General features: G+C 54.3%; 13 protein-coding genes. 2 read left to right on the plus strand and 11 right to left on the minus strand.

Annotation, left to right across the window (positions count from 1 at the left end):
* The first annotated feature begins 53 nt into the window (after positions 1 to 53).
* Complete coding sequence (locus EL29_RS16525; RefSeq protein ID WP_028715870.1) at positions 54 to 2,129, plus strand: YccS/YhfK family putative transporter; 2,076 nt, start codon at positions 54 to 56, stop codon at positions 2,127 to 2,129.
* A gap of 1 nt (position 2,130) precedes the next feature.
* Here the strand turns inward: EL29_RS16525 and argD are convergent, their stop codons facing one another.
* From argD to ppiA, 5 genes are all read right to left on the minus strand, one after another.
* A complete protein-coding gene (argD, locus tag EL29_RS16530; RefSeq protein ID WP_028715871.1) occupies positions 2,131 to 3,351 on the minus strand; it encodes a bifunctional acetylornithine/succinyldiaminopimelate transaminase in 1,221 nt (406 codons plus the stop codon).
* Between the two features lie 88 nt (positions 3,352 to 3,439).
* Positions 3,440 to 4,015, minus strand: coding sequence for an aminodeoxychorismate synthase component II (locus EL29_RS16535; RefSeq protein ID WP_014594773.1), 576 nt, complete (start codon positions 4,013 to 4,015; stop codon positions 3,440 to 3,442).
* 170 nt (positions 4,016 to 4,185) lie between these two features.
* Positions 4,186 to 4,785, minus strand: coding sequence for a putative adenosine monophosphate-protein transferase Fic (locus EL29_RS16540; protein WP_013027496.1), 600 nt, complete (start codon positions 4,783 to 4,785; stop codon positions 4,186 to 4,188).
* Positions 4,775 to 4,945 (minus strand): FicA/YhfG family antitoxin, encoded by a 171-nt coding sequence (gene ficA / locus EL29_RS16545; RefSeq protein WP_013027497.1) that lies wholly within the window; start codon positions 4,943 to 4,945, stop codon positions 4,775 to 4,777. The genes EL29_RS16540 and ficA overlap by 11 nt, the downstream gene beginning before the upstream one ends.
* Positions 4,946 to 5,023: 78 nt before the next feature.
* Positions 5,024 to 5,596: a peptidylprolyl isomerase A gene (gene ppiA / locus EL29_RS16550; RefSeq protein ID WP_014604860.1), complete on the minus strand. Its 573-nt coding sequence runs from the start codon at positions 5,594 to 5,596 to the stop codon at positions 5,024 to 5,026.
* A gap of 260 nt (positions 5,597 to 5,856) precedes the next feature.
* Here ppiA and tsgA point away from each other — a divergent pair, with 260 nt between their 5' ends.
* Positions 5,857 to 7,035 carry an MFS transporter TsgA gene (tsgA, locus tag EL29_RS16555; RefSeq protein ID WP_013027499.1) on the plus strand — a complete coding sequence of 393 codons (1,179 nt, stop codon included), beginning with the start codon at positions 5,857 to 5,859 and terminating at the stop codon, positions 7,033 to 7,035.
* 36 nt (positions 7,036 to 7,071) lie between these two features.
* On the opposite strand, the gene EL29_RS16560 is transcribed toward tsgA, so the two are convergent.
* The 6 genes from EL29_RS16560 to EL29_RS16585 all read right to left on the minus strand — a co-directional run bounded on the left by EL29_RS16560 (position 7,072) and on the right by EL29_RS16585 (position 13,025).
* Entirely contained in the window at positions 7,072 to 8,355 is a 1,284-nt protein-coding gene (locus EL29_RS16560; RefSeq protein WP_013027500.1) for a cytosine deaminase, read from the minus strand.
* 275 nt (positions 8,356 to 8,630) lie between these two features.
* Positions 8,631 to 9,635, minus strand: coding sequence for a tryptophan--tRNA ligase (gene trpS, locus EL29_RS16565; protein WP_013027501.1), 1,005 nt, complete (start codon positions 9,633 to 9,635; stop codon positions 8,631 to 8,633).
* 17 nt (positions 9,636 to 9,652) lie between these two features.
* Positions 9,653 to 10,330, minus strand: coding sequence for a phosphoglycolate phosphatase (locus tag EL29_RS16570; RefSeq protein WP_019106456.1), 678 nt, complete (start codon positions 10,328 to 10,330; stop codon positions 9,653 to 9,655).
* Complete coding sequence (gene rpe, locus EL29_RS16575; RefSeq protein ID WP_014594778.1) at positions 10,314 to 10,997, minus strand: ribulose-phosphate 3-epimerase; 684 nt, start codon at positions 10,995 to 10,997, stop codon at positions 10,314 to 10,316. The genes EL29_RS16570 and rpe overlap by 17 nt, the downstream gene beginning before the upstream one ends.
* A 66-nt stretch (positions 10,998 to 11,063) precedes the next feature.
* Positions 11,064 to 11,876, minus strand: a complete 813-nt coding sequence (dam, locus tag EL29_RS16580; RefSeq protein ID WP_013027504.1) for an adenine-specific DNA-methyltransferase — start codon at positions 11,874 to 11,876, stop codon at positions 11,064 to 11,066.
* 96 nt (positions 11,877 to 11,972) lie between these two features.
* Positions 11,973 to 13,025 carry an SPOR domain-containing protein gene (locus EL29_RS16585; RefSeq protein ID WP_028715872.1) on the minus strand — a complete coding sequence of 351 codons (1,053 nt, stop codon included), beginning with the start codon at positions 13,023 to 13,025 and terminating at the stop codon, positions 11,973 to 11,975.
* Between the last annotated feature and the right edge of the window lie 22 nt (positions 13,026 to 13,047).

Consider the following 13,047-nt stretch of genomic DNA (forward strand, 5'->3'; position numbering starts at 1 on the left):
ACTGTTCACGGCGTGATGGCGACATTATGCCGTGAATGTCTTGTGTTGAGCCGATGTGGCGAAGAATAATCTATCACCCCGAAGTTAACTATGCGCTGCGCCAGACGCTGGTGTTGTGCCTTCCCGTAGCGCTCGGCTGGCTGTTCGGCGATCTGCAAAAAGGATTGCTGTTCTCATTGGTTCCCGCCTGCTGCAACATTGCCGGTCTGGACACGCCCCACAAACGCTTCTTTAAACGCCTGATCATCGGCGGCAGCCTGTTTGCCCTTGGCAGTTTACTGATGCAGTGGCTGCTGCTTAAAGACGTGCCGCTGCCGCTCATCCTGTTTGCCCTGCCTTTGCTGCTTGGCGTCACCGGAGAGATCAGTCCGCTGCACGCCCGACTGCTGCCCGGCACGTTAATCGCGGCAATTTTTACCCTCAGCCTGATTGGCCGTATGCCCATTTACGTTCCGCCCCTGCTCTATATCGGTGGAACGCTCTGGTATGGCCTGTTCAACTGGTTTTGGTTCTGGCTGTGGAAAGAGCAGCCGATGCGCGAAAGCCTGAGCCTGATCTACCGTGAGCTGGCAAATTACTGTGACGCCAAGTACAGCTTATTGACGCAGCTGACCGATCCGGAAAAAGCCCTGCCGCCCCTGCTGGCGCGTCAGCAAAAAGCGATCGATCTGATCAACACCTGCTATCAGCAAATGCATATGCTGTCTGCGAGTCGCGATCACAGCCACAAACGCCTGACCCGGGCGTTTCAGGTAGCACTGGATCTGCAGGAGCATATCTCCGTCAGCCTGCATCAGCCGGAAGAGGTCCAGAAGCTGGTCGAGCAAAGCCATGCTGAAGCCGTCATCCGCTGGAACGCCAGAACGATTTCAGCCCGGCTGCGCTCGCTGGCCGACGATATTCTGTATCACCAACTCTCTGGTCGTTTCGATATGGACAAGCAGTTGGGTGCGCTGGAGAAAATCGCCCTTCAGCATCCGGACAATCCGGTGGGTAACTTCTGTCTCTATCATTTCAGCCGTATCGCCCGGGTGCTTCGAACCCAAAAGCCGCTTTATCAACGCGACCTGATGGCCGATCGCCAGCGTCGTTTACCGCTGCTGCCCGCGTTGCGGAGCTATCTGTCGCTGCGGTCTTCCGCACTGCGAACGGCCGGGCGTTTTTCCGTCATGCTGATGCTGGGCAGCGCCCTGGCCGTGTTCTTTTCGATTCCTAAGCCCTACTGGATTTTGATGACCATCATGTTTGTCAGCCAGAGCAACTACAGCGCAACCCGCGTACGTATTCAGCACCGGGCCCTGGGAACCTTTGCCGGACTGGCTATCGCGGCGGCGTCGCTACGCCTGGATGTGCCTGAACCGCTGGTGCTGAGCATCATGCTGGTGATTACCTTTATCAGCTACCGTTTTACCCGCCAGTTTTACGGCTGGTCAATAGTGGGATTTACGGTGACGGCCGTTTATACGCTGCAACTGCTCTCCCTTAACGGGGCACAGTTTTTACTGCCCCGCCTGCTGGATACGCTGATGGGCTGCCTGATCGCCTTTGGGGGCATGTTATGGCTGTGGCCGCAGTGGCAAAGTGCCCTGCTGCGCCAGAATGCCCATGATGCGCTGGAGGCCTGTCAGGATGCCCTGCGAATGTTGCTGGGCCCGGAGCAGTCACCCGATGCGCTGGCTTACCAGCGGGTTAAGGTCAACCAGGCGCATAACGCCGTATTCAACTCCCTGAATCAGGCCATGCAGGAGCCGGGATTTAATTCACGCTACCTGCAGGATATGCGCTTATGGGTCACGCACTGCCAGTTTATCGTGGAGCACATTAACGCCATGACCATTCTGGCACGTGAACATACCATGCTGCCGCCCACGCTGGCTGAGCACTACCTGCAATGGTGCGAGATCGCCCTGCAACGGTGTCAGCAAAGGCTGGAATATGATGGGGAAAGTTCGCAGACGGATCTGCTACAGGGCGTGGAAGATATAAATGAGGGGCCGGTCACGGTACTGGAGCAGCACGTCAGGCGCATCCTGGAGCATCTGAAAGTCATGCACACGATCTCTTCTCTGGCCTGGAACCAGCGGCCTCATCATGGCCGCTGGCTGTTGCGCAGTCTGCGCCGCAAATAACTCAGGCAGACAGCACTTTCTCTACCGCACGGGCAAAGCGAGCCATGCCCTCTTCGATATCGGCAGGCTCGATAATCAGCGACGGTGCGAAGCGCATCACATCTGTTCCGGCCACCAGCACCATGACGCCTTCCGCAGCTGACGCATTCAGAATATCGCGCGCCTTGCCCGCATACTGCGGCTTCAGGGCTGCACCAATCAGCAGGCCTTTACCACGGATATCACTGAACAGGTCGTGACGCGCATCAATAGCCTTGAGCGCCTCAACAAACTGCTGGCGGCGGATTTCTACCCCATTCAGTACAGCTGGCGTATTAATAATATCTAACGCGGTTTCTGCGATCGCGCATGCCAGCGGATTGCCGCCATAAGTCGTGCCATGCACGCCAGGCGCCATGGTTGAGGCTACCTCATTGGTGGTCAGCATGGCGCTTACAGGAAAACCGCCGCCCAGCGCCTTCGCCGAGGTCAGAATATCGGGCGTCACGCCGTAGTGCTCATAGGCAAACAACTTACCGCTGCGCCCCATGCCGCTTTGCACCTCATCCAGTACCAGCAGCGCCTGGTGTTTGTCGCACAGTTCACGTAACCCCTGCATAAACGCTGGTGTTGCAGGCATCACACCGCCTTCCCCCTGAATCGGCTCCACCACAATGGCGCAAGTGTGATCGTCAATCACCGCCTTAACCGCGTCCAGATCGTTGAACGGCACATGAACGATATCGGCGGGTTTCGGGCCAAAACCGTCGGAGTACTTGGGCTGACCGCCCACCGTTACGGTGAACAGCGTCCGTCCGTGAAAGGCGTTGTGAAAGGCAATGATTTTGCTTTTGAACGGGCTGTGGCGTTTACAGGCATAGTAGCGAGCCAACTTAAACGCGGCCTCATTGGCTTCTGCCCCCGAATTAGCAAAAAAGACCCGCTCCGCAAACGTGGCGTTGATCAGTTTACTGGCCAGACGCAGCGCAGGTTCATTGGTAAACACATTGCTGGTATGCCATAAGGTTTCGCCCTGTTTCTTCAGGGTCTCAACCAGCGCCGGGTGGCAATGGCCCAGAGCGGTCACGGCAATGCCGCCAGAGAAGTCGATATATTCTTTACCCTGTTGATCCCAGACGCGGCTTCCTTTGCCTTTTACCGGTACAAACTGAGCAGGTGCATAAACAGGCAAAATGACCTGATCGAACGTCTCACGCGTTACTGCCATATTTTCCGCTGTCATTGACAACCTCATTAACTGATTCGTTGAGTCACGATGAAATAATAATCATGAAATATGCATAAAAAATCACTTAAAGGCAAACACAACTTCACTGGTGCAGGAAATTAGCCAACAGCTGGTGTCCCTGTTCACTGAGGATGCTCTCTGGATGAAACTGCACGCCTTCCAGTGCGAGCGTTTTATGGCGAATCCCCATAATCTCATCCGGCTGGCCGTTACGCAGGCTCCATGCGGTCACCTCGAACTCATCAGGTAAGGTTTCCGTTTTGACAATAAGTGAATGGTAGCGCGTAACGGTCAACGGCTGATTCAGACCGCGGAAGACGCCACAACCATTGTGCTGCACCGCCGAGGTTTTACCGTGCATTACCTCGCGAGCGCGAACGATCTGCGCCCCAAAAACCTGGGCTATCGCCTGATGGCCCAGGCAAACGCCCAGTACAGGAAGACGGCCAGCGTAATGGCGGATGGCCTGCAAGGAAATACCGCTCTGATCGGGCGTGCAGGGGCCAGGAGAAATCACCAAATGAGTCAGCGGCAGCGTGCGCATCTCATCAAGGGTAATAGCATCATTTCTTACTACCCGAACCTGAGCACCCAGTTGGCAAAAATACTGGTAGAGGTTCCAGGTAAACGAGTCGTAGTTATCAATAAGCAGCAACATGATTGTGATTTCAGGCAGACCGGAGGAATGCGCGGAGCGTTCAGCATCCAGAGTGATGACCAGAGCGCTATCCTATCATGCTGTTCAGGATGAGTGTGATGTGGGGATGCCGGATAACCGATTTCGTGCAGGGCGACGCACCTGGTGCGCCGCCCTGTGGCGTAAGCGGATCAGGGGGCTTTGGCTTCACTGACGATACGGGCAAAGAGCTTTTCCAGCGGCTGCAACGCGCCGGCGGCACCGGCCTGATTTGCCGCAACCCAGTCTTCGGCGCTCAGGTTGTCCCATTCCAGCACGTAGCCGGCATGCAGCGCCAGCTGTTCAAAGAAAATACGCTGCGCCCTGCCGTTACCTTCGCGGAAGGGATGCAGCATATTGACTTCGCAATAGTACCAGGCAATCCGTTTCACAAACTCAGCCTGAGGCAGACAGGCCAAGGCTTTCTCCTCTTCCAGCGCCGCCATCAGTGCATTTCCCTCTTTTTCGATGTACTCGAAATGACAAAAAGGGGTTTCGTCGCGCCAGATGTCCAGCGTACGCAGTTCGCCGGCCCAGCTATAGACGTCCTGAAACAGGGTACGGTGAATATGGCAGAGGTAGGGTAATCCGATCTTGCACGGGCCCAGTTCAAGCGTGGCAAGGCGCGCGGCACTAAAGCTTAACTCGGCTTTACGCAGCTGCGCGGCATCGTGAATATCAAGACGGTTTTTCAGTACGGTATCGTTTTGCCACAGGTAGGGATCCTGAGTGACGGCAGTGTTAGCAGCCATATTGCCTCCTCAGTGAGGCCAGACGCGCTTCTGCATCTTCACCCTTGATTTCCGGTTCCGTCAGGGTAAAGCCTTCGAGCCGACAGCTTGCCCGATAGCTGGCATTTCGCCGCTGTTGCCAGAGCGCTGCTTTTTGTTTATCTGTGAGTTTGTTTGCCATACCGCCTCCTGCTCAGGTTTGCTCTAAGTATAAGAGCAAATTTTCCCTTTGCCGGAGACGAGATGGCATGGGATCAAATTACGGTAAGACTTTCGCTGACAAAATGACCACAGGTTTGGTTGGCACATTCTGATACGGGCCCACGTCTTTTGTCGGCACCTGAGAAATTTTATCCACCACGTCCTGGCCTTTGACAATCTTACCAAATACGGCGTAACCAAAATCACGTTGACCATGATCCAGAAAAGCGTTGTCAGCAACGTTCAGGAAGAACTGGCTGGTGGCGCTGTCTTTATCGGCGGTACGGGCCATTGAGATGGTGCCACGCAGGTTGCGCAAGCCGTTGTCTGCTTCGTTTTTAATCGGCGCGTTGGTCTGTTTTTGCTGCATTTCACTGGTAAAGCCACCGCCCTGGATCATAAAGCCAGGAATGACGCGGTGAAAAATCGTGTTGTTATAGAAACCGCTGTTGACGTAATCAACGAAGTTTTTAACTGAAACCGGTGCTTTTTGATTATTCAGTTCGAGTTCGATATTGCCAGCAGAGGTGGTAAGCAGAACATGCGTATCACCTTTAGCCGCTAAAGCTGAGGCGGAAACAGAAGAGAGCGCTAACAGGGCAACTGCCGCTGTCAAAGTACGTTTAAACATGAGTAATTCCTTACTTTGGAGAGCCAGCTCAAAAACGATATTGATTGTAAAGAGCATGTAATACAAGAGCCAGCGTTTTACCTATATTTACGCTAAAGGCACCCACCAGAGCCTGAATAAGGTTGCTTGCGCTTCGTGACTAAAATCACAGTATTGATGAAATGAATGACATCAGTTTTCACTCTTAGTTTATTAAGATCACGGTTACGTTTACAATTTCTGACGCTTCAGGCTCTCCCGCTTCCTAACAGGTTCAGAACATGACAAATCGTAATCGTATCGGCCTTACCTGGATTAGCTTTCTATCGTATGCGCTTACCGGCGCACTGGTGATTGTCACCGGCATGGTAATGGGCGATATCGCGAAAGATTTCCAGATTCCTATCGACAGTATGGGCAACACCTTCACCTTCCTGAACAGTGGCATTCTGGCTGCAGTTTTCCTTAATGCCTGGCTGATGGTGATTGTGCCGCTCAAACGGCAGCTGATATTCGGCTTTGTGCTGATGGTGTTAGCCGTCATCGGCTTAATGACCAGCCGCGATCTGTCGGTATTTTCTCTGTGCATGTTCGTGCTTGGCGTGGTCAGCGGCATTACCATGTCGATTGGCACCTTCCTGATAACCCACATGTACGAAGGCCGTCAGCGCGGTTCACGTCTGCTGTTTACGGATTCGTTCTTCAGTATGGCAGGCACCATTTTCCCCATCCTTGCCGGTATCCTGCTGGCGCGTCATCTGCCGTGGTACTGGGTTTACGTCTGTATTGGCGTGATTTATGTTGGCATTTTTATCATGACGCTGTTTGTTGAATTCCCGGTGCTGCGCAAGCCGGAGAACAGCCCGACCGTTGAGAAAGAGAAATGGGGGGCTGGCGTCCTGTTTCTGGCCATTGCGGCGCTATGCTACATCCTGGGCCAGTTAGGCTTTATTTCCTGGGTGCCAGAGTACGCGACCAAAGTCATGGGCATGAACATTGACGACGCCGGTCAGCTGGTGGGCAGTTTCTGGACCGCCTACATGGTCGGTATGTGGGTGTTCAGCTTCCTGCTGCGCTTCTTTGATCTGCAACGTATTTTGATGGTGCTGGCAGGCCTGGCAACGGTGTTGATGTACTGGTTCGTAAGCAGCCATGACGCCAGCATGCTGAGATGGATTATCTTAACGCTGGGCTTTAGCTCAAGCGCGATTTATACCACCATTATCACCCTGGGCTCGCTGCAAACCAAAGTGGCCTCACCCAAGCTGGTTAACTTTATTCTGACCTGCGGCACGGTCGGCACCATGCTGACCTTTGTTGTGACGTCACCGATTGTGAAAAACAGCGGCGTTCACAGCGCGCTGTTAACCGCAAACGGCCTGTACGCGGTGGTGTTTATTATGTGTGTGCTGTTAGGTCTGGTGACCAAACACCGCTCCCACGGTCATAACACCCATTAATCTCTCTGGGCGGCGCCACCGTGCCGCCCTCGCCTTTCAGCGTTTAAACGTCACGTCTTCCCACTGTTCTAAACAGATTGCGCTTTTCGCAGGCTGAGTCTCGGCGATCACCTTTCCGCGACGCAGCGAATAGCGCACCGGTACCTGTCTTCTCACCGCGTCAAAGCCGTTTTCCGCTGGCAGGATAATCAAGCTGGCGTCATGCCCGCGTTGAATGCCGTATTCTGCAAGATTCATCGTTTTGGCACTGTGATGGGTGATGAGATCGAGCCCGGCATTAATTTGTTCATAGCCCATTAGCTGACACACGTGTAGCCCCATATGCAGCACCTGGAGCATATTGGCCGTGCCCAGCGGATACCAGGGATCAAACACATCATCGTGACCAAAGCAGACGTTAATCTCCGCCTCCAGAAGCTCTTTAACGCGGGTAATGCCGCGCCGCTTAGGGTAACTGTCGAAACGACCCTGAAGATGAATATTGACCAGCGGATTCGCTACAAAGTTAATCCCGGAGAGCTTCAGGAGTCGAAACAGACGCGATGTGTAGGCACCGTTATAGGAGTGCATCGCCGTAGTGTGGCTCGCGGTCACGCGTGCCCCCATGCCATCGCGGTGGGCCAAGGCGGCCACGGTTTCAACAAAGCGCGACTGCTCATCGTCAATTTCGTCGCAGTGCACATCCACCAGCCGGTCATAACGGTTAGCCAGCGCGAACGTTTTATGCAACGACTCGACGCCGTATTCCCGGGTGAATTCAAAATGAGGAATCGCCCCGACGACATCTGCGCCGAGCCGCAGCGCCTCTTCAAGAAGCGCTTCACCATTGGGATAAGACAGGATGCCTTCCTGCGGAAACGCCACGATCTGAATATCAATCCAGGGTGCCATCTCCGCTTTAAGTTCCAACATCGCTTTGAGAGCCGTTAAGGTGGGATCGGATACGTCCACATGGGTACGGACATACTGTACGCCGTTCGCTATTTGCCACTTCAGCGTCTGCATTGCCCGCCGTTTGACGTCCTCATGACTCAGCAACGCTTTGCGCTCTGCCCAGCGCTCAATGCCCTCAAACAATGTCCCGGACTGGTTCCAGGCTGGCTCTCCCGCGGTTTGCGTGGTATCCAGGTGAATATGAGGTTCAATAAAAGGCGCAAGGGCCAGGCCACCTTCCGCATCCAGCGAGGCGCCGTCCGCAGATATCTGCTGAGGCTGTGCCGTCATTCGGACGATTTTCCCTTCAGCAATTTCTATCTGCCACAGTCCGTCACGTGTGGGCAGACGCAGATTGTTTATCCATCGAAGTGGTGCGGTTGTCATTGCGGGCTCCTGATACGTTAAGCGCTGCTGATTAAAGCTAACACGATAGCGTTGCCCTGCTCCAGATGACTTTGTAAGTCAGTGACCTCACTTAAGGTAATGGGCTGAATCGTGCAGCGCTCCCTTGAGAGGTATAGCGTACTGCGATTGATGTACATCAATAAGCGCCAGACAGGTGATTCTTCGCTGTCGGACTGTCCTGCACGAAACATTACGCTGGTGGTAAAAACAAAACGGCGAGCCTATGCTCGCCGTTTACATGCCCGACTCGCCGATTAGGGCTGAGCGACAAAACCTACAGCGTCATAAACCTTTTTCAGGGTTTCCTGCGCCTGAGCACGGGCTTTCTGCGCACCGTCACGCATCACCTGCTCCAGCAGCGCTTCATCGTTACGGAAGCGATGATAGCGTTCCTGCAGATCAGTCAGCATACCGGACACCGCATCAGCTACTGCGCCTTTCAGATGCCCGTACATTTTGCCTTCAAACTCCTGCTCCAACGCCGTTACGGGCTTGCCGGTCACGCCTGACAGAATGTCCAGCAGGTTTGATACGCCCGCCTTCTCTTTAATGTCATAGCGAATGACAGGTGGCTCTTCCGAGTCGGTCATCGCGCGCTTGATTTTTTTGACCACGGATTTTGGATCTTCCAGCAGGCCGATGACGTTATTGCGGTTATCGTCCGACTTAGACATCTTTTTCGTCGGTTCCAGCAGGGACATCACGCGTGCGCCAGATTTAGGAATGAACGGCTCGGGCACTTTAAAGATATCGCCATACAACGCGTTAAACCGGCTCGCAATGTCGCGACTCAGTTCAAGGTGCTGTTTCTGATCTTCACCCACTGGCACCTGCGTCGTCTGATAAAGCAAAATGTCTGCAGCCATTAGCACCGGATAGCTGAACAATCCCGCGTTGATGTTTTCTTCATAGCGCGAGGATTTGTCTTTAAACTGCGTCATACGGTTCAGCTCACCAAAATAGGTGTAGCAGTTCAGGATCCAACTGAGTTGCGTGTGCTCGGGCACATGGGACTGAACGAAGATAGTGCTTTTCTCGGGATCGATACCACAGGCCAGATACAGCGCCAGCGTATCTAAGGTGGCTTTACGCAGTGCTGCCGGGTCCTGGCGAACGGTGATCGCGTGCAGGTCGACGATACAGTAAATGCAGTGGAAATCATCCTGCATCTGCACCCACTGACGCAGCGCACCCATATAGTTGCCAATGGTCAGTTCGCCGGACGGCTGTGCGCCGCTGAAAACGATGGGTTTGCTCATGCTTATGTCCTGATAAATTACCGCCCGATAGCGGGCAAAAGTTCGTCAAAAGAGTCAAGGGTGAGATCGGGTTGGCTGGTCGCAATAGGCTCGCCGTAGTTATAGCCAAAGGTCATACCAATATTGGGAACACCAGCCGACTGCGCAGCCAAAATATCGTTGCGCGAATCCCCGACAAACAGCAACTGCGCGGGCAGCAGGCCAAATTTACCCAGCACCAAAAAAATGGCCGCAGGATGCGGTTTTTTCGCTACGACGTCATCACCGCCAATAATCAGCGAAAACGCGTCATCAATCCCCAAAGACTTCAGCAGCGGGGCGACAAACGGCGTAGGCTTATTGGTCACAATCGCCATCGGTATCCCCTGCGCCTGCAGGGTTGCCAGCGTTTCCTTAACCTGAGGAAACAGCGTGCTGCCGGCTTCCACGGTACTGGCATAGTGCTTGTCAAAGAGCACTCGCGCATCACGCTGCTCATCCTGCTGTGGCTCACGCCCCAGCGCCCAGGTCAGCGCGCGGGCCATCATGATATCCGCACCGTTACCAATCCAGGTGGACACGCGCGCCACGCCAGCAGCCGGTAAACGCAGATCCGCAAGCGTCAGATCGATTGCGTCAGCCAGGCCCGGCGCGCTGTCGACCAGCGTACCATCCAGATCGAACGCCAGTGCGCGTATATCAGTGAAATGAGCCATTGGCTTTCTCCAGCTCGTTTCGCATGTCATCGATTACTTTTTTGTAGTCTGGATGACCAAAGATGGCTGAACCGGCCACAAACATATCCGCGCCTGCTGCGGCGATCTGGCCAATATTATCAATCTTCACGCCGCCGTCCACTTCCAGACGAATGCTGTAGCCGCTTTGATCGATACGCTTACGCGCTTCACGTAGCTTATCCAGGGTGCCGGGAATAAATGACTGCCCGCCGAAGCCAGGGTTCACCGACATCAGCAGAATGATATCCAGCTTATCCATCACGTAATCAAGGTAGCTGAGCGGCGTGGCGGGATTGAAGACCAGGCCGGCTTTGCAACCGTGCTCTTTGATCAACTGCAGCGTACGGTCAACATGCTCGCTGGCTTCCGGGTGGAAAGTAATGTAGGTGGCACCGGCTTTGGCAAACTCGGGAATTAACGCATCCACGGGCTTCACCATTAAATGCACATCGATTGGGGCCGTAATACCGTAATCGCGCAACGCTTTCAGTACCATCGGTCCCATGGTCAGATTGGGAACATAGTGGTTGTCCATAACGTCGAAGTGAACCACGTCGCCTCCGGCCGCCAGTGCTTTCGCAGTGTCTTCACCCAGGCGAGCAAAGTCTGCCGAAAGGATGGAAGGGGCCAGCAAATATTGTTTCATCCGATTCTCCACTGTTGTGCGCCAGCATCGCTGCTGGCGAAATACCCTGGCCGCGGACGAAACAGACTAGCGATAGAGTGCCAGCAGTTCGTCGACCTTGGTGCGGCCGGTTATGCTTCGGCTAATAGAACGCCGGACTTTAACCACATGTAACACGGCATCCTGATACCAGCAACGCGTCAGCTCAGTATCATGATTAGAAATCAGTACCGGAATCTGGCTCTCAGACGCCAGCTTAGCCGCCAGCTGTGCCAGATGCTGCTGTTCATGCAGGCTGAAACTATTGGTGTGGTAAGCCGTAAAGTTAGCCGTCGCGGACAGTGGCGCGTACGGCGGATCACAATATACCACAGAGCCTTTCCGGGCATTGTTCAGGGTAACATCGTATGATTCACAGACAAACGTCGCTTTCTGCGCACGTTCGGCAAACCACAGTAACTCTGCTTCCGGAAAGTATGGTTTGCGGTAGCGACCAAAAGGGACGTTGAACTCGCCGCGTAAATTGTAGCGACACAGGCCGTTGTAACAATGACGATTAAGATAGAGAAATAGCAGCGCACGCTGATAAGCATCCTGGCTGAGATTGAATTCAGTGCGGAGCTGGTAATAGCAGGCTTCGTTATTCCCTTCAGGCGTAAAGAGTAAACGCGCATCGCGGATAAAATCTGCCGTACGCGTTTTCACGATGTTGTAGAGATTGATGAGATCGTTGTTGATATCAGCCAGATGATAGCGATCAAAATCGGTGTTGAGAAACACTGAGCCAGCGCCAACAAAGGGTTCGATCAGGCAATCACCTTGCGGCAGGTAACGGTGGATCTCTTCGACTAAGGGAAACTTTCCCCCCGCCCATTTCAAAAAAGCGCGATTTTTTTTCATGCTGTCGTGGTAATTACATCTTATTGTGAGGCTGTGGTTAAACCGACAGCAGATCTGCGCTTAAAACGGGACCGGCAACGGCCGGTCCCACATCATTTATTGGCTGGCTTCTTTCCTGACCTGACTGACCGGTTTTACCCATGGGTTCTGTGCGCGGACGGCGGCAGGCAAGGTTGCTACAGCGCGTTTTGCGTCCGCGGGCGTTGCATACGCACCACTCACCAGCACGTACCAGGGTTGGCCATTGCGCGTCGTCTTATACACATGGTACGCGCTCAGATTCTGTTTCCTGGCCCATGCATTCAGGCTTTCTGCTTTGGAGGCACCGCTCAGCTGCAGAGTGTAATTGCCGCCAGGCAGCGATTTACTCGCCGCTGTGCCGCTGCCAGTGGCTTTAGCTGGCGCAGTATGCGCGGCAGTGTGCGCTGGCGTGGTGTGGGTTTTGTGCTCGCTGGCTGCGGGCTTAGTCGCGGTTTTGACCGGTTGCTCACGCATGTGACGTGGGGCGACTGCGGTCTGACCTGAAGGCGCCCGGCCTGTTGTTGCTGGCGCTGAACCGGCTTTGCCGCTAACCGTGGCAGGCGCCGTAGGCAGTGAGCTGCTGTTTTCTGCTCCCTGCACCGCGCCATCAACCTGCTGCTGTTGATTGGTCAGGGCGCTGTTGAGATCGCCGGGTAACGTTACGCGCTGCTGATTTGCTGGCGTTTCAACGGGCGCTGCCTGCGTCGGCGTTGAAGCAACCGGCGGCATAGAAATATCGCGTGGCGCATTTGTCGCTCCAGCAGAAGAATCCGTACCCGGTGCATTCTGCGCTGTCGAAGAGGACGGCTGAGTCCCTGCGGCATTTTGTCCACCGCTCATGGCGGTAGATCCACTCAGATCAATATTTTTTTCGCTGCCCGTTCCCGCGGCTCCGCTGGCAGGCGCGTTCTTATTATCGCTGGCCGAAGAGGACTTACTGTCGTCAGAACCGTTGAGCGCAGAACCGATTCCCAGCACTAACAGCAGTAACACCAGAATCCCGACGCCCATCATGACATGCTGGCGCGATACCGGTGCTTTCGTCGCAGAAGACGATTTACGTGGGCGCGAGGGACGACGGTCGCTGGCGTCAGGTTTTAACTCATCATCCGGTTTGAACTCATCCATTTTGCCTCCTCCGTAAAGCGGC

This window comes from Pantoea ananatis LMG 2665 (assembly GCF_000710035.2).
In the GTDB taxonomy this organism is placed as follows: domain Bacteria; phylum Pseudomonadota; class Gammaproteobacteria; order Enterobacterales; family Enterobacteriaceae; genus Pantoea; species Pantoea ananatis.